The 17,217-nt window shown below is 73.3% G+C and carries 14 protein-coding genes; 11 read left to right on the forward strand and 3 right to left on the reverse strand.

Annotated features, from left to right (window positions below):
- The first annotated feature begins 33 nt into the window (after positions 1–33).
- The 8 genes from ACGFZS_RS18550 to ACGFZS_RS18585 all read left to right on the forward strand — a co-directional run bounded on the left by ACGFZS_RS18550 (position 34) and on the right by ACGFZS_RS18585 (position 10,316).
- Positions 34–2,973: a BTAD domain-containing putative transcriptional regulator gene (locus tag ACGFZS_RS18550; RefSeq protein WP_393795968.1), complete on the forward strand. Its 2,940-nt coding sequence runs from the start codon at positions 34–36 to the stop codon at positions 2,971–2,973.
- 223 nt (positions 2,974–3,196) lie between these two features.
- On the forward strand, positions 3,197–4,450 hold the full coding sequence (locus tag ACGFZS_RS18555) for a cytochrome P450 (RefSeq protein WP_393795969.1): 1,254 nt from the start codon (positions 3,197–3,199) through the stop codon (positions 4,448–4,450).
- 46 nt (positions 4,451–4,496) lie between these two features.
- Positions 4,497–6,056 (forward strand): BBE domain-containing protein, encoded by a 1,560-nt coding sequence (locus tag ACGFZS_RS18560; RefSeq protein WP_393795970.1) that lies wholly within the window; start codon positions 4,497–4,499, stop codon positions 6,054–6,056.
- A 7-nt stretch (positions 6,057–6,063) separates the two neighbouring features.
- Positions 6,064–7,410 carry a crotonyl-CoA carboxylase/reductase gene (gene ccrA, locus ACGFZS_RS18565; protein WP_393795971.1) on the forward strand — a complete coding sequence of 449 codons (1,347 nt, stop codon included), beginning with the start codon at positions 6,064–6,066 and terminating at the stop codon, positions 7,408–7,410.
- A gap of 32 nt (positions 7,411–7,442) precedes the next feature.
- Positions 7,443–8,471 carry a 3-oxoacyl-ACP synthase III family protein gene (locus ACGFZS_RS18570; protein ID WP_393795972.1) on the forward strand — a complete coding sequence of 343 codons (1,029 nt, stop codon included), beginning with the start codon at positions 7,443–7,445 and terminating at the stop codon, positions 8,469–8,471.
- Positions 8,468–9,343 (forward strand): 3-hydroxybutyryl-CoA dehydrogenase, encoded by an 876-nt coding sequence (locus ACGFZS_RS18575; RefSeq protein WP_393795973.1) that lies wholly within the window; start codon positions 8,468–8,470, stop codon positions 9,341–9,343. The genes ACGFZS_RS18570 and ACGFZS_RS18575 overlap by 4 nt, the downstream gene beginning before the upstream one ends.
- The gene (locus tag ACGFZS_RS18580; RefSeq protein ID WP_393795974.1) at positions 9,340–10,137 is read left to right on the forward strand and encodes a thioesterase II family protein; all 798 of its coding nucleotides are present in this window, start codon (positions 9,340–9,342) and stop codon (positions 10,135–10,137) included. Before ACGFZS_RS18575 ends, ACGFZS_RS18580 begins: the two co-directional genes overlap by 4 nt.
- Positions 10,134–10,316 (forward strand): ferredoxin, encoded by a 183-nt coding sequence (locus tag ACGFZS_RS18585; RefSeq protein ID WP_393795975.1) that lies wholly within the window; start codon positions 10,134–10,136, stop codon positions 10,314–10,316. Before ACGFZS_RS18580 ends, ACGFZS_RS18585 begins: the two co-directional genes overlap by 4 nt.
- 24 nt (positions 10,317–10,340) lie before the next feature.
- Here the strand turns inward: ACGFZS_RS18585 and ACGFZS_RS18590 are convergent, their stop codons facing one another.
- On the reverse strand, positions 10,341–11,165 hold the full coding sequence (locus ACGFZS_RS18590) for a maleylpyruvate isomerase family mycothiol-dependent enzyme (RefSeq protein ID WP_393795976.1): 825 nt from the start codon (positions 11,163–11,165) through the stop codon (positions 10,341–10,343).
- Positions 11,166–11,235: 70 nt separating this feature from the next.
- Positions 11,236–11,724, reverse strand: coding sequence for a TetR/AcrR family transcriptional regulator (locus tag ACGFZS_RS18595; protein ID WP_393796030.1), 489 nt, complete (start codon positions 11,722–11,724; stop codon positions 11,236–11,238).
- A gap of 166 nt (positions 11,725–11,890) precedes the next feature.
- On the opposite strand from ACGFZS_RS18595, the gene ACGFZS_RS18600 reads away from it, so the two are divergent.
- From ACGFZS_RS18600 to ACGFZS_RS18610, 3 genes are read left to right on the forward strand one after another with little or no spacing between them, the layout of a single operon-like run.
- Positions 11,891–13,324, forward strand: a complete 1,434-nt coding sequence (locus tag ACGFZS_RS18600; RefSeq protein WP_393795977.1) for an aldehyde dehydrogenase — start codon at positions 11,891–11,893, stop codon at positions 13,322–13,324.
- A 32-nt stretch (positions 13,325–13,356) separates the two neighbouring features.
- Positions 13,357–14,409 (forward strand): alpha/beta fold hydrolase, encoded by a 1,053-nt coding sequence (locus tag ACGFZS_RS18605; RefSeq protein ID WP_393795978.1) that lies wholly within the window; start codon positions 13,357–13,359, stop codon positions 14,407–14,409.
- Between the two features lie 53 nt (positions 14,410–14,462).
- Positions 14,463–15,956, forward strand: a complete 1,494-nt coding sequence (locus ACGFZS_RS18610; protein ID WP_393795979.1) for a glycoside hydrolase family 3 N-terminal domain-containing protein — start codon at positions 14,463–14,465, stop codon at positions 15,954–15,956.
- Here ACGFZS_RS18610 and ACGFZS_RS18615 read toward each other — a convergent pair.
- Positions 15,910–17,166 carry a glycosyl hydrolase gene (locus ACGFZS_RS18615; protein ID WP_393796031.1) on the reverse strand — a complete coding sequence of 419 codons (1,257 nt, stop codon included), beginning with the start codon at positions 17,164–17,166 and terminating at the stop codon, positions 15,910–15,912. The two genes, ACGFZS_RS18610 and ACGFZS_RS18615, sit on opposite strands and share 47 nt — an antisense overlap.
- Positions 17,167–17,217 lie beyond the last annotated feature (51 nt).

The raw sequence follows: 17,217 nt of genomic DNA on the forward strand, positions 1-17,217 counted from the left end.
CCCCGAGAGCCTCCCTGTGGACGAAGGAAGTGTATGGCTGAAGTGTTCGAGCGCGCGATCCTCGATCAGGCGAGCGCGATGAGCCCCACGCCGACCACGGCCGGGCGGACCACGGACCGAGAGGAGGAAAACCACCCTGCCGCATGGGAGTTACGGGTGTTCGGCTCGCTGACCGCGCTGCGGGCCGGACAGGCACTGCCGCTCGGGCCGTTGCGCCACCGCGCGTTGCTGGGGTTGCTGTTGGTGCGCCTGGGAAACGTTGTCGCGGTGGGTCAGCTGGTGGACGAACTCTGGGGTCCGCGTCCGCCACGGCACCCCGTCGCCACCCTCCAGACGTACGTCTCCCATCTGCGCCGGGCCCTGGAGAAGGCCAGGGAACAGGGCGGTGCCCACGCCCGGCTGCGCCACCTCTCCCCGGGCTATGTCCTCGACCTCGACCCCGAACTCGTCGACGCCCACCGATTCGAACGGCTGATTGAGCAGGGGCGGCAGTTCCTCGCCGACGGCCGCTTCGACCAGGCCCGCGACGCGCTGACCCGGGCACTGGGGCTCTGGCGCGCCCAGCCCTACCTCGAACTCGTCTCCTACCGCCCCATCGCCGACGAGAACGAACGCCTCGGACAGCTGCGCCTGACCGCGCTGGAGGCCCAGGCCGACGCCTGCCTGGCCCTCGGCGACGCCGACCGTGTGGTGCGGGCACTGTACCCGGAAGTCCAGCACAACCCCACCCACGAGCGCCTTGTCGGCCATCTGATGACCGGCCTGTACCGGGTGGGCCGACAGGCCGAGGCGCTGCGTCTGTACGAACAGACCCGCCGCCACCTGGCCGAGGAACTCGGCGTCGACCCCGGCACCGAACTCCAGGGCGTCCACACCGACATCCTCCACCAACGCCTCACCCTCCCCGAACCCCCGAAACGCCCCCGCCCCACCACCGCGGACACCTCCGGATCGGCCGAGCGGGGCGTGGGGGAGCCGGCGGGCCGGGTACCGGGTTCAGCGAGGCCGGTGTCGCCAGGTGTCGCCGACGAAGGGGGCCCCACAGGCTCCACGCACGCCCGGGAACGCCCGACCCCCGGCAATCCGACCCCGGCCACCGACACCCGGACACCCACCGCCACATCGACACCCACCGCTTCACACACGCCCACCGCCGCACCGACGCCTGCCGTTCCGCACCCGCCCGCCGCCGCGCCGGAGTCCGCCGCCTCGCACCCGCAGACCCCGCCGCCCTCCTCTTACGCCTCGTCCGCTCCCGACGGACCGCCCCCGGCTCCCGTCCCGAACGAGCCGATCGCGCACATGCCCGCATCCGAGGTCCCCGCATCCGACGCGCCCGCCGGATACGCCCCGCCGACACACACGGCCGTCACCCCGCACGCGCCTACCGTTCCGCACAGGTCCGCCGGGGCGCCCACGCCTGCCGCCCCGCCCACGCCTGCCGCCCCGCACGCGCCCGGCGCTCCGCACGCGCCCGTAACCCCGAACACGCCCCCCGCCCCCCACCCGCCTGCCGTCGGCCCTTCCCCAACCCCTTCGCGACCCCCTGCCTCGCCCCCGGCCCCCGGCACCGGCCCGTCCCCCGCACTGCCCCCGTCCCCCACCTTGCCCACGCTTCCGCAGCACACCCCGGCCGCCGCAGGACCGGTGTTTCCCACCCCCGCCGCCTCACGACCGGCGTCTCCCGCCCCCACCCCCACCCCCACCCCCGCCGCCCTGGGCGACTTCCCCCGGGTTCGGGGGCTGTTCGTCGGCCGGGGCCGGGAGCGGGGTGTGCTCGGTGGGCATGTGGTGGACGCGCTGAACGGCGGCAGCCATCTCACCGCCGTGCTCGGGGAGATGGGCGTCGGCAAGACCGAACTGGTCGCGGAGGTCGGTGCGCATCTCAACGACCTGCTGCAGGAGGTGGTGTGGGGCTGCTGCACCTCCTGGGACGGCGTACCGGACTACTGGGTGTGGTCCCAGGTGTTCCGGCAGCTCGCCGTCTCCCGCCCCGAACCGTTCCGCCGCGCCGAGGCCCGTTTCGGCCGGCTGCTGGCCCCGTTGATGCTCGACCCGGAGGCGGTGGGCCGGTTCCTGGCCGCCGAGGAGCAACCGCCGCTGGCCCGGTTCCTCGTCCAGGACGCGATGTGCGAGACGCTGCTCGCGCTGGCCGCCGAGGAGCCGCTGGTCGTCGTACTGGAGGATCTGGACCAGGCCGACGAACGCTCCCTGGAACTGCTGACCCTGCTGCGCAGCCGGCTGCGCGGCGAACCGCTCGGTGTCGTCGTGATCGCGGAGGACACGGGGGTCGCCGCGGACTTCATGCACGGCGGCGCGGTCACCGACGTCCTCAGCGACCCGCGCACCCGCAGCCTGCGGCTGACCGGCCTGTCCCGGGCCGAGACCGGCGAACTCGTCGCGGTGCAGACGGGGATCCAGGTGCCCGACGACGTCCTGCGGGTGCTGCACGAACGCAGCCGCGGCAACCCGTACTTCCTGCACCAGTTCCTGGCCGGCGTCGGTGACCCCGAACCGCTCCAGGACCGTACGGCGGTGCAGGCCGCGCTGGCCGACGTGCCGCTGGGCGTACGGCAGGCGCTGGGCCGGCGGCTGGCGGCGCTGCCCGAACCGGTGCTGGAGGTGCTGCGCTGCTGTTCGGCGCTGGGTGCCGCCTTCGACCTGGCGCTGGTCCAGGAGGCGGTGCCGCGCGGCGGTGACCCGGAGGCGGCCCTGGAGGAGGCCGTGCGCTGCGGGCTGCTGCGCCGGGAGACCCGGTCGCCGTTCCGGCTGGCGTTCCGGGACGCGCTGACGCAGGAAGTGCTGCTCACCGAGCTGAGCGGCACGGACCGCACCCGGCTGCGCAAGCGCGCCGTCCGCGCGGTGCAGGAGCAGCAGGGCTCGCACGGCACCGGCCGGGGCCCGCGGCGCCCGCTGTCGCACCGTACGCCACCGGCCTCTCCGAACGGCGCCACCGGCCCCCGTCGGGCCTGATCAGGGGGCCGGTCCCGGGCGGACCGGCCACCCGCAAGGAAGCCGCAAGCGGTGTGCAAGGCCCCGGCAGGGAGCTGATCCCATGCTCGGCGGTGCGTCGGGACGCGACCGCCCGCCGCGTGCCGTCCCCGACGGCCCGCGGACGCGGTCTCCCGTTCCGGTACGGCCCGGCGCGCGCCGATCACCTCGGCGCGCGTGCCGTTTCCCCGAGGAGGAGACCCTGGTGACCACCGCGGCCCGGCGGTTCGACACCGCCGACATTTCGTCCATCGACTTCTGGTCGCAGCCCCCGGCGGCCTGGGACGACACCTTCCGCGTCCTGCGCGACGAACGACCGGTCTCCTGGCACAAGGCGCCCGAGGGAAGCCTCCTGCCCACACCTCCGGACGACGGCTTCTGGGCGGTCGTCCGGCATGCCGACATCGTGGCCGTGAGCAGCCGGCCGGATCTCTACATCTCCCGCAAGGGCGTGCAGTTCGAGGAGCTGCCCGAGGACATCCTGCAGGCCACCCAGTCCATCGTCGCGATGGACGCGCCCCGCCATCTGAAGGTCCGCAGCCTGGTCACCGCGGCCTTCAGCCCTGCCCGGATGGAGCAGATGCGCGGGTCGATGGAGGACGAGGTCCGCCGGATCGTCGAGGACTTCGCGACCGCCGGCGAGTGCGACTTCGTCGCCAAGGTCTCGATGCCGATGGCCCGTTGGACGATGACGTACATGCTCGGTCTGGACGCGGCGGAGCTGGACCGGTTCACCGAGGCCATCACCGTCATGCTGGCCAGCCGGGACGAGGCGGAGAAGCTCGGCCGGGACCGCGCCGACATCGTGAACGAGGTCGTCGGGCTGGTCTCGCAGAAGGCCGTCGCGATCGCCCAGGCGCGGCGCGCGGACCCGCAGGACGACGTGATGACCGACCTGGTGCAGGCCCGCGTCGACGGCGAGGGCCTGACCGACGCCGAGATCAGCGCCTTCTTCCTGCTGCTGATCGGCGCCGGCTTCGACACCCCGCGCCAGACGATCAGCCACGCCGGCAAGGCGCTCTCCGACTTCCCCGAGCAACGCGCCTTCCTCGCCGCCGACTTCGACGCCCGCTCCGGCAAGGCCATCGAGGAGCTGCTGCGCTGGTCCACCCCGGTGCTCACGCTGCGCCGTACCGCCGCCCGGGACACCGAACTCGGCGGGCGGCACATCAGCGAGGGCGACAAGGTGGCCCTGTTCTACCCCTCGGGCAACCGCGACGAGCGGGTCTTCACCGACCCGCACCTCCTGGACCTGGCCCGCAACCCCAACCGGCACATCAGCTTCGGCGGCGGCGGCCCCCACCACTGCCTGGGCAACGTCCTCGCCCGGATGGAGCTGCGCGTCCTGCTGAAGGAACTCCTGCGTCGCGTACCGGACTTCGAGATCGGCGAGCCGGTCCGCGTGACCAGCAACTTCGTCAGCGCCATCACCCGGATGCCGGCGGTGGCCCGTGGCTGAGCTGGGCCGCAGACAGCTACTCGGATACGCGATGGCGGGAGCAACCGTGGCAGCAGGCACCACCGCGGGCCCGGCCCTGGCCGCCGAGGCGACGACCGCACCGATCGTCGTCACCCCGGACGAGGCCCGCTACGACGACATGACCAGCGGCTACAACAAGCGCTGGATCGGCACCCCGGACCAGATCCGGGTGATCCGCTCCACCGCCGAGGCGGTGGCCGCCGTCCAGGAGATGGTCGACACCGGCAAGCGGTTCTCGGTGCGCAGCGGCGGCGGCTGCTTCGAGAACTTCGTCTACAACCCGGAGATCGAGGTCGTCCTCGACCTGTCCACCCTCGACGAGGTGGGCTACGACGCGAAGCGCCGCGCCTTCTCCGTCCAGCCCGGCGCGATCCTCCTCAACGTCTACGACACCCTGCTGCACGAGTGGGGCGTCACCCTCCCGGCCGGGCTGTGCTATTCGGTCGGCATGGGCGGCCATGCCTGCGGCGGCGGTTACGGTCTGCTGTCCCGTCAGTTCGGGCTGGTCGTCGACCACTTGTACGCGGTGGAGGTGGTCGTCGTGAACGCCGCGGGCAAGGCCCGCGCGGTCGTCGCGACGGCGGACCCCGACGACCCGAACCACGACCTGTGGTGGGCGCACACCGGCGGGGGCGGCGGCAACTTCGGCGTCGTCACCAAGTACTGGTTCCGCACCCCGGGCGCCACCGGTGACGACCCCCGCGCCCTGCTGCCCCAGCCGCCCTCGCACGTGCTGCTGAACATCGCCGCCATCCCGTGGAGCGCCATCGACGAGGCCGACTTCGCCCGGCTGCTCACCAACTTCATCGCCTGGCTGGGCGACCACAGCGCCCCCGGCGCCAAGGAGAACGCGCTGTCCAGCCTGTTCGGCCTCAACCACGTCTCCACCGGCGTGCTCACCCTGATCACCCAGGTCGACGCGACCGTCGACGGCGCCGCCGACATGCTCGCCGACCACCTCGCCGCGATCGGCGAGGGCACCTCCGACGGCATCCGCCAGGCCCTGGCCGCCGCGCCCACCAAGGCCACCTGGGGCCAGGTCACCCGGTTCGTCTCCACCTCGAACTACGCGGCCCCCGCGGTCCGGGTCAAGGCCAAGTCGGCCTATCTCAGGACCAACTTCACGGCCGAGCAGGCGGCGACCATCCACCGCTACCTGACCGCGACGGACTACAGCAACCCGGGCGCCTCGCTGATCATCTTCCCGTACGGCGGGCAGATCGCCACCGTCGCCCCGGACGCCACCGCCATCCCGCAGCGCGACTCGCTGGTCAAGATGCAGTACCAGGCGTGGTGGACGAACCCGGCCGAGGACGACAAGCACCTGGCCTGGGTGCGCGGCATGTACAAGGACGTCTACGCCGCCACCGGCGGGGTGCCGGTGCCCGACGGCACCTGGGACGGCTGCTACATCAACTACGTCGACGCCGATCTCGCCGACCCCGCCCACAACGACTCGGGCGTGCCCTGGTCGACCTTCTACTACAAGGACAACTACCCCAGGCTCCAGCGGACCAAGGCGCAGTGGGACTCGCGCAACGTCTTCCACCACGCGCTGTCCATAGAACCGCCCACCGGCGAATGAGGTACCCATGTCCCTGACCGACGCCGTGCTCTCCGGGGCCTCCCCGGACGAGCTCGCCCGCGCCGAACTGCCCGACCGCTTCACCGCCGCGCACCTGCGCGTCGAGGACGAGGGCATCTTCGCCGAGGCCACCGACAAGGACGTCCGCCGTACCCTGCACGTCGGCGAGGTCCCGATGCCCGACCTCGCCCCGGACGAGGTGCTGGTCGCCGTCATGGCCAGCTCCGTCAACTACAACACCGTCTGGTCGGCGAAGTTCGAGCCGCTGTCCACCTTCCGGTTCCTGCGCTCCTACGCCCGGCAGGGCGGCTGGGCGGCCCGCCACGACCAGCCCTTCCACGTGCTCGGCTCGGACGGCAGCGGTGTCGTGGTGCGGGTCGGCTCGGGCGTACGGCGCTGGCGCGTCGGCGACCACGTCGTCGTCAGCCCCGCCCACGTCGACGACCAGGAGCCGGCCACCCAGACCGACGGCATGCTCAGCGAGGCCCAGCTCGCCTGGGGCTTCGAGACCAACTACGGCGGCCTCGCCCAGTACGCGGTGGCCCGCGCCAGCCAGCTCATCCCGAAGCCGCCGCACCTGAGCTGGGAGGAGGCCGCCAGCATCCCGGTCTGCGGCGGCACCGCCTACCGGATGCTGGTCAGCGACCGGGGCGCCCGGATGAAGCAGGGCGACATCGTGCTCATCTGGGGCGCCTCCGGAGGCCTCGGCGCGTACGCCGCCCAACTGGTCCGCAACGGCGGCGGGGTGGCCGTCGGCGTGGTCGGCTCCGAGGCCAAGGAGGCCGTCGCCCGGAAGCTGGGCTGCCAGGTGGTGATCAACCGCGAGGAGATCGGCATCGGCGACGACACCGGTGACGACCCCGAACTCGCCATCAAGGCCGGCAAACGGCTCGGCGCGATCGTCCGCCGGGAGGTGGGGGAGGACCCGCACATCGTCTTCGAGCACGTGGGACGCGCCACCTTCGGCATCTCCGTGTTCGTCGTGCGGCGCGGCGGCGTGGTGGTCACCTGCGGGTCCAGCACCGGGTACCACCACACCTTCGACAACCGCTACCTGTGGATGAAGCTCAAGCGGATCGTCGGCAGCCACATCGCCAACCTCCAGGAGATGACCGAGTTCGCCCGCCTCTTCGAGCAGGGCAGCATCGTCCCGGTGATCTCCCGGGTCTACCCGCTGGCGGACGTCGGCGAGGCGACCCGCCTGGTGCAGCTCAACCAGCACGTCGGCAAGGTCGGCGTCCTCTGCCTCGCCCCCGAGCCCGGCCTCGGCGTCACCGCGCCCGAACTGCGCGCCCGCATCGGCGAGGAGACCCTCACCCCGCTGCGGTCCGTCACCGCGGCCGTCGCGGGCTGACCGGGCCGTCGGACACCCGAAGGGAAACGAACATGACAGCGGACCTGTCCGCCGGCGGCATCGGCATCCTCGCGACCGGCTCCTACCTGCCCGAACGGGTGGTCACCAACGCCGATGTGGTGGCGATGGTGCCCGGCACCAGCGAGGAGTGGATCGAACGCAAGACGAAGATCGTCTCGCGCCGGTTCGCCGCCCCCGACGAGGCGGCCTCCGACCTCGCCGTGCGCGCGGCCCGCTCCGCCCTGGACGCGGCCGGGCTCGGCGCCGGCGACATCGACTACCTCATCGTCTCCACCACCACCGGCGACGCCCCCATCCCGGCCACCGCGACCCTGGTGCAGGACGCGCTCGGCGCCCACCGCGCCGGGTGCTTCGACGTCAACATCGCCTGCTCCGGCTTCGTGACCTCGCTCGCCCTGGCCCGCGCCCTGATCAGCCTGCGGCCCGCCGCCCGGGCCCTGGTCATCGGCACCGACGTCTACTCCCGGTTCGTCGACTTCGACGACCGGGCCACCAGCGTGCTGTTCGGCGACGGCGCCGGAGCCGCCGTGGTCGCCGCCGTCGACGACGGCTCCGGCTTCCTGGACCTCGACATGATCGGCGGCGGCGCCGCCCACCGGCTGATCGAGATACCCGGCGGCGGCAGCCGCCGCCCCGCCTCCGCGGAGACGGTCACCGGCCGCGGCCATGTCCTGCACATGCGCGGCCGGGAGGTCCGCGACTACGTCATGGACAACGTGCCCGGCATCATCGAGGCCCTGCTGGAACGCTGCGACCACAAGGCGGCCGACGTCGACCACTTCGTGCCCCACCAGGCCAACGGCATGATGGTCACCGAACTCGTCGACGCCTGCGGCCTGACCGACGCCGTCACCCACCTGCCGCTCGACCACTCCGGCAACACCGGCAGCGCCTCCGTCGCCATCGCCCTGGACGAGGCCAACCGCTCCGGCGCCCTGCGCCCCGGCGACCTGGTGCTGCTCGCCGGGTTCGGCGCCGGCATGGCGGTCGCCGCGGGCCTGCTGCGCTGGTCGGCGCCGGCTGTGCGGAGCGCGGCATGAGCGCCCGCCGGGTCGGTGTCGTCGGCGGCGGCACCATGGGCGCCGGCATCGCCGCCGAGTGCCTGCGCGCCGGCCTGGACGTGCGGATCCTGGGCTCAGGACCGGCCTCCGCCGACCGCGCCCGCACCCGCGTGCTCCGCCTGCTCGACCGGGCGCACGCGAAGGGCCGTATCGACGACGCCCTGCGCGCCGAGGCCGAGGAGCGGGCGGTGTTCGGCGCCGACCCGGACGCCCTCGCCGACCGGGACTTCGTCATCGAGGCGGTCCCGGAGGAACGGGAGACCAAGCTGCGGCTGTTCACCGCGCTCGGCAAGACCGTCGAGGACCCGGAGGCGGTCCTCGCCTCCACCACCTCGTCCTTCGCCATCGCCGACCTGGCGGCCGCCACCGACCGCCCCGGCGACGTGATCGGCCTGCACTTCTTCAACCCGGTGCCGACCATGCCGCTGGTGGAGGTCATCCGGTCCGCGCACACCGCCGAGCGCACCGCCGCCCGCGCCGAGGACCTGGTCACCGGCGTGCTCGGCAAGGAGATCGTGCGCGCCGAGGACCGCTGCGGCTTCGTCGTCAACGCGCTCCTCATCCCCTACCTGATGGCCGCCGTCCGGATGTACGAGTCCGGCATCGCCACGGCCGAGGACATCGACCGCGGCATGACCCTCGGCTGCGGCCACCCCATGGGCCCGCTCGCCGTCCTGGACCTGATCGGCCTCGACGTCATCGCCGACGTGGCCCGCAGCATGGAGGACGGCACCGGCGACGCCGTGCACGCCGTACCGCCGCTCCTCGACCGGCTCATCGACGAGGGCCGGCTGGGCCGCAAGACCGGCCAGGGCTTCCACCGCTACGACACCGTGCGCGCCGCCTCATGAGCGGCGACCCGCAGGGCACCCTGTGGATCCGCCGCTTCGAGCCCCGCCCGGCGGCCCCGGTACGCCTGGTCTGCCTGCCCCACGCGGGCGGCTCGGCCACGTTCTTCGCCGGACTGCCCGCACTCCTCGGCGACGGCGTGGACGTGCTCGCCGTCCAGTACCCCGGCCGCCAGGACCGCCGCGGTGAACCCTGCGCGCCGAGCATCGACGTGCTGGCCCGCCAGGTGACCGCCGAACTGCTCCCGTGGACCGACCGCCCCCTCGCCGTCTTCGGCCACAGCCTCGGCGCCGTCCTCGGCTTCGAGGTGGCCCGCGCACTGCAGGCGGCCGGCCGGACCCCGGTCGCGCTGTTCGCCTCGGGCCGCCGGGCCCCCTCACGGCACCGGCCCGAAACCGCCCACCGGCTCGACGACGAGGGCCTGCTGCGGGAGATCCGCGCGCTCAGCGGCACCGACTCACGGGTCTTCGCCGACGAGGAACTCGTCCGCATGGTGCTCCCGGCGATCCGTGCCGACTACCGCATCGTCGAGAGCCACCGGGCCGTCCCCGACCCGCCCCTGGACTGCCCCATCACCGCCCTCACCGGCACCGACGACCCCAAGGTGACCCCCGAGGAGGCGCAGGCCTGGCGGGAGCACACCACGGCCGCCTTCGATCTGGTCACCTTCCCGGGCGGACACTTCTACCTCACCGCGCGGGCGGCCGAGGTGGCCCGGGTGATCAGCACCGCCCTGGCGCCGCCGCCCGCCACTCCCGGGACCCCGCCCCCTCCTGAACTGATAGGCAGACCATGACCGTTGACGTGAACAAGGACGTCTGCATCGGTGCGGGTCAGTGCGCCCTCACCGCACCCGGAGCCTTCTTCCAGGACGACGACGGCTACGGCACCGTCCGCGACCCCGCCGACCCCCTCGTACCGGCAGCCGCCCGCGCCTGCCCGGTCGGCGCGATCAGCGTCGGCGACCTCGGCTGAGGCCGGGGAGCGCCCCGACGGACGTCAGGGGGCGACGAACAGGGCGGGGAAGCGCGGCGCGAGCCAGGGCCTGCGCCCGAAGGCGAGCACCTGCCCCCGGGCCATGGCCGGCCAGGGACTGACGCGGCCGAGGGCGATCAGCAGGAAGACGACGGGATCGATGAGGATCGTGCAGTCCGGGCGGTCCTGCGGCTCCGGCGTCACCCGCACGGCACCGTCGGCGACCGAGACCCCGAAGGCGCCGCCGCCACCGCGCAGCCGGATCGTGTACCGGGCGGTCGTCCCGCCGACGGCCGAGCCGTTCGCCACGGCCGGCATCACCGCGCGCATGAACGGCATGCACAGCCCGACCCGTTCGGCGTCGATCATGTGCGGGCGCCGCACCGCACGGGCCAGGTCGTAGCCGTGGCCCAGCATGTGGGTGAGCAGGTAGGAGGCGAGTTCCGGCCGCTCCAGCACACCGAGCGGGGTGACCGGCGCCGGACCGTCGGCCGCCCCGGCCAGCGCGTCGACGCACCGCCGGGCCTGCTCGGTGATCATCGCCGCCAGCGGCTCGGCCCGGCGCTCGCCGAACACGGCCAGCGACTCCGCGTTGGCGGCCGCCAGGCTCTGCGGTGTGCCGTCCCCGTACGGGCGTTCCCGGCCCTCCGCCAGGTCGGCCATCAGCTCGTTGGCCAGCGCCAGATGGGCCGCCGCCTCGCCGACCGTCCACGCCGAACCCGGCACCGCGGCACCCATGTCGGACGCACCCCGCAGCAACGCGGCGATCTCGTCGGCGGTCCGCTCTACCGCCCGCCCGAGCCCTTCGGGCAGCGTCCCTCGAACACCCTGTTCAGCGGCCTGATCCACGTCGGTCGCCCCCGTTCTGTCGCGCCGTACCCAATCAGACGCACGGGCGCACGACAACCCCCTTCGGCGGTCACCGCGGGCCGAGCCCGCGCAGGAAGCTGTCCACGACCACATCGGCGGCCCGCGCGGCGCTGAGCCCGGGCAGCTGCTGCGACGCCAGATGCATGAGCTGCGGCAGCAGTGAACTCGCCCAGGCGAGGGGGAGATCCGCGCGCAGCAGCCCCTCGTCGGTGGCGCGCCCAAGGAAGTCCTCGACCTCGCCGATCAGGGCGTCCCGCCGCTCCCGGATCGCGTCGTCGGCGCGCAGCCGGGTGAGCTCCACGGGCCAGGTGCGGTTGACCTCGATGATCTCCTCGACGTACCGGTGCAGCGCCACCGCCACGGGAGCCTCACGCAGCCTGGCGCGGTCCACGGCCCGCTGGACCGCGTCGTACCGCGCCTCGTAGATCGCCGCGAGCAGCTCCTCGCGGGACGCGAACCGCCGGTAGACGGTGCGCCGGTCGACACCCGCCTCCGCCGCGATCGCGGCGATGCTCGCGCCCGGGTCGACGGCGAGCATGCGGGCCCCGGTCGTCAGAACCGCTTCCAGATTGCGTGCTGCGTCTGCTCTCACGCGGCGAGCATAGCCCGCGGTGTGAAACCTGACTCACTTACTGCAGCACCGAAGCGGCTCTCTCGCGAGTAAGTGCTACATTGATGTGACAGATAATGAATGGAGAGGGCACATGATCACCTACGACCGTCTCTTCGTCGCGGGCTCCTGGGTGGAGCCCAGCAGCCCCGAACTGCTCGACATCCGGTCGCCGCACGACCAGGCGGTCATCGGCCGTGCCGCCCAGGCCCGGCCCGCCGACATCGACCGTGCCGTGGCCGCCGCCCGGGCCGCCTTCGACGAGGGCCCCTGGCCGCACACGGCACCGGCCGAGCGCATCGCGGTCATACGGCGGCTGAACGCCCTGCGCGAGGACCGCGCCGACGAGATCGCCGGGCTGATCTCGGCCGAGAACGGCTCGGCCGCCTGGTTCACCAGGGCCGGACAGCCGGGGCTCACCCGGCAGGCCGACGCCTACCTCAGGGCGGCGGAGGCGTTCGGCTGGGAGGAGGCACTGGAGTCCGCCGCCGCGCCCCGCGCCGTCGTCCGGCGCGAGCCCGTCGGTGTCGTGGCCGCCGTCATCCCCTGGAACTCCCCGTTCTCGGCGGCGATGGCGAAGATCATCCCCGCGCTGCTGGCCGGGAACACCGTCGTCCTGAAGGTGTCCCCGGAGAACTCGCTGAGCATGGGAGTCCTCGCCGAACTGCTGGAGCGGGCCGGTCTGCCGGAAGGGGTGATCAGCGTGCTCCCCGCCGACCGGGAGACCAGCGAGTACCTCGTCTCGCACCGCGACATCGACAAGATCGCCTTCACCGGCTCGACCCGGGCCGGCCGCCGGATCGCCGCCCTCGCCGGCGAGCAGCTCAAGCGCGTCAGCCTGGAACTGGGCGGCAAGTCGGCCGCGGTCATCCTGCCGGACGCCGACGTGGACACGGCGGTACGCGGACTGAGGTTCGCCTCCCTCCTCAACAACGGCGAGTCGTGCATCGCGCAGACCCGGGTCCTCGCGCCCCGCGGCCGGTACGAGGAGGTCGTCGCCGCCGTCAAGGACCTGGTGGAGTCGCTCCAGGTCGGCGACCCGGCCGACCCCGGAACCTTCATCGGCCCGATGGTGCGCCCGGACCAGCAGCAGCGCGTGCGCGAGTACATCGAACTCGGCATCATGGAGGGGGCCCGGCTCGTCACCGGCGGCCCCGGGATCCCGCCGGGTCTGGAGAGCGGGAACTACGTCACCCCGACCGTGTTCGCCGACGTCGACAACTCCATGCGGATCGCCCAGGAGGAGATCTTCGGCCCGGTCCTGGTGATCATCGGGTACGACGACGAGGACGACGCCGTACGGATCGCGAACGACTCGGAGTACGGCCTCTCGGCCGGCGTCTGGTCCGCCGACGAGGACCACGCCCTCGCGGTCGCCCGCCGCCTGCGCACCGGCACGGTCACCGTCAACGGCGCGGCCATCTCCTTCGACGGTCCCTTCGGCGGCTACAAGGCCAGCGGGATCGGCCGCGAGTACGGGGCCGCCGGGCTCGCCCAGTACGTCGAGCTCAAGACCGTCACCGTGTGAGCGGGCGTGGACGCGGACCGAGGAGGCTTCAGGTGATCGACAGGCGCACCTTCAACGCGGCGATGGGGACCGGCGCGGCGGCGGTCTCGGTGGGGGGACTGCGCGGGGCTCCGTCCGCCGCGGCCGCTCCCCGGGACCCGTCCCCGACGCCGGCGGACACCGGTTCCTTCGCGCGGGTGAAGCAGACCAGGGCCGGACTGCTCGACGTCGGCTACGCGGAGGCGGGCCCGGCCCACGGCCCGGTGGTCGTCTGCCTGCACGGCTGGCCGTACGACATCCACAGTTACGTCGGCGTCGCCCCGCTCCTGGCCGACCAGGGCTACCGGGTGATCGTCCCCTACCTGCGCGGTCACGGCACGACACGCTTCCTGTCCGAGCGGACCGTCCGCAACGCCCAGCAGTCGGCCGTCGCCCTGGACATCGTGGCCCTGATGGACGCCCTCAAGATCGAGCGGGCCGTGCTGGCCGGGTTCGACTGGGGCTCGCGCACCGCCGACATCATCGCCGCGCTCTGGCCGGAGCGGTGCCGGGCACTGGTGTCGGTGAGCGGCTACCTCGTCACCGACGTCAAGGCCAACCTGGAACCGGCGCCGGCGAAGGTCGAGTACACCTGGTGGTACCAGTACTACTTCGCCACCGAGCGCGGCCGCAAGGCCATGGAGGACCGGGACCTGCGCCGCGACCTGACCCGGCTCGTCTGGCAACAGGTCTCCCCGACCTGGGACTTCGACGACGCCACCTTCGACCGCACGGCGGCCGCCTTCGACAACCCCGACTACCCGGCCATCGTCATCCACAACTACCGCTGGCGGCTCGGCATCGCGGACGGCCAGCGCCGCTACGACGGCCTGGAGAAGCAGCTCGCCGCCCGGCCGCCCATCGCCGTCCCCACCGTCACCCTCGACCCGGAGCGCGACCCGTTCACGGCGCCGGGCGACGGCAGCGCCTACCGGGACAGGTTCACCGGCCCGTACGAGCACCGCACCCTGGCGGGCGTCGGCCACAACGTCCCCCAGGAGGCGCCCGAGGCCTTCGCGCGGGCGGTGACGGACGCGGCGCGCCTGACGGCCGCGTCACCGTCCTGACCGGACCCCCATGCGTGAATGATTGATCCCGAAAGCGGTTGACTTTCGGTTGGATGAGCCACAGGATTCCCGGGGTGACCCTCCCCGCGCACGGCCCCGGCGACCTGCCCGAGACCCTGGACGAGGCCGCCCATCGCTGCCTGGTCGCCGGATTCGACGGTACGACGACCGTCCCCGACACCCTGAAACGGCTCATCGACCGCGGCCTGGGCGGTGTCATCCTCTTCACCCGCAACATCCGCGACGCCGACCAGGTCCGTGAACTCACCGGGACACTGCGGGAGTTGCGGCCCGACCTGCTGGTGGCCATCGACAACGAGGGCGGCGGCATCGGCCACCTGGTCGGCGCGGGCGCGCCGGAGGTGCCCGGCTCCTGGGCCCTCGGCGTCACCGACGACCCCGCGCTGACGGCCGCCTGCGCCGACGCCCTCGCCGGGCACCTGGCCACGCTCGGCATCACCGTCTCCTACGCCCCGGTCGCCGACATCCAGCACCGCCCCGAGAACCCGATCGTCCGCACCCGTTCCTTCGGCGCCGATCCCGACCTGGTCGCCCGCCACCTGCGCGCCTGGATCGCCGCCACCGAGGCCCGCGGCGTCGCCTCCTGCGCCAAGCACTTCCCCGGCCACGGCGGCACCGTCACCGACAGCCACCACGAGACGGCGGCCGACCCGAGACCGTACGACCGGCTCGACCTCGCCCCCTTCCGGGCCGCGATCGCCGCCGGCGTGCCGATGCTGATGAGCGCCCATGTCGTCTTCCCGGCCCTGGACCCCGACCGCCCCGCCACCCTCAGCCCCCGCATCCTCGGCGACCTGCTGCGCGGCGAACTCGGCTTCGACGGCGTGCTGGTGAGCGACGCGCTGGAGATGAAGGCCATCGCCGACCGGTACGGCGAGGCGGCCGGCGCCCGGATCGCCCTCGCGGCCGGAGCCGACCAGGTGATCATCGCCGTACCGCACCTGGAGACCACCCTCGCCTGCCGGGACGCCGTCCTCGACGCGCTGCGCTCGGGGGAACTGGCGCCGGAACGGATCGAGGAGGCGGCGGCGCGGGTACGACGGCTCGCCCGGCGGTACGCCACGCCACCGGCGCAGGTGGCTCCGTGGGACGCGGGGGCGGGAGCGGAGGCGGCGAGACGGGCCGTACGGAGCGGGGGCGTGGCGCTCCCGCCCGTGCCGGGCGCCTACGTCGTCGACCTGTTCCCGCCGCCGCATCCCGCCCTCAACTGGGGCGGCGAGGACCTGCTCACCGAGGTGCGGGCCCTGGATCCGACGGCCACCGGGACGGCCCTCACGGGCGAGCCGGACCCGGCCGCCATGCGGGAGCTGCTGCGGGCGGCGGCCGGACGGCCGCTGGTGGTCGCCGTCTGCGACGCCGGACTGCATCCCTGGCAGGAGCGGGTATGCGCGGCGCTGCTGGCCGCCCGGCCGGACGCGGTGCGGGTGTCGACCGGGCTGCCGGAGGACACGGGGCTGTGCTCCTTCGGGCGGGGGCGGGTCAACCTCCGTGCGCTGGCGGAGGTGTTGGCCGGATCAGCTCCCTGATGCCCCGGGCCGCGAGGTGACGCCCGTCGGCCGCCCGCTCCGCCAGGACGACGGCCGGCCGGACCCCCTCCGCGCGCAGTCTCGTCCACGCCTCGAAGAACGCCCCGCCCGGACCCGAGACCGAGCGCGTGGCCGGGGTGCAGTCCAGGACCAGTGCGGTCTGCCGGACTGTCACGGCACGCTTCTCGCGCAGCTCCGCCACGGTCTCGGCGAGCGCGTGGGCGATCGGCTTGGGGCGGCCCGCCGAGTCGAACAGGCCCAAGGTGTATTCGAGTTCGGGGAAGTCGAGCAGGGCCCGGTCCACGTCGTGGGAGCACCACCAGGTGACGCCCCACAGTCCGGTGCAGTCCGCCGCGTCGAGCAGCGTCGCGCGGGCGAAGTCCGGGGCGTCGGCGGCCGGGATGTGCGGCTCGGGCGCGCCGGTCTCCTGGACCCAGACCGGGCGGGCCGGATCGGTGGCGTAGGCCTTGGCGAGTTCGGTGCCGTACTCGGCGAGATGCCGTACCTCGGGGGAGCGCGGGCCGTAGCGGCGGGCGCAGTCGCCGGAGAACACCCAGGGATGGACGGTGGTCAGGTCGCCCTTGCGGGCCGAGGCCTCCGGGGTGAAGGGGTGGTCGTCGCCGTACCAGGCCGCGTCGTAGGCCGAGTGGGTGACCAGTCCGGCGCCCGTGCCCAGTCCCTCCCGGGCCGCCGCCAGCAGGGTGTCCAGGTAGTGGTCCACCTCGGCCGCCGTCACCGGGTTGTGCTCGACCAGGTTGTTGAGCTCGTTGCCGAGCTGCAGGCCGATGAGGTTCGGGCGGCCGGTCAGGGCGCGGCCCAGGGTGCGCAGGAGGGTGGCCTGGGCCTCGATGGCGTCGGGGTCGGTGAAGACGTTGCGGTGGTGCCAGCTGCGCGTCCACTCCGGGTAGAAGTCGAAGCTCGACAGATGGCCCTGGATGCCGTCCACGAGGACGTCTAGGCCGCACTCGGCGGCCAGGTCGACGAGTTGGAGGAGCCGGTCCACCGCGGCGGGGCGGATGAGCGCGCGGTTGGGCTGCAGCAGCGGCCAGAGCGGGAAGACCCGGATGTGGTCCAGGCCCAGTCCGGCGATCTGGGCCAGATCCTCGCGGGCGTGCTCCGGATCGACGTCGTGCCATGCGTGGAACCAGCCACGGCGTGGGGTGTAGTTGACGCCGAAGCGGAGTTCAGGGGCGGGCGGGGGCGTGCTGATGGCGTCCTCCAGAGGGCCTCGGATGCTCTTCGGACCTTGTCTGCGGCGAAT

It is taken from the genome of Streptomyces sp. NPDC048288 (assembly GCF_043201555.1).
Taxonomy (GTDB): Bacteria; Actinomycetota; Actinomycetes; order Streptomycetales; family Streptomycetaceae; genus Streptomyces.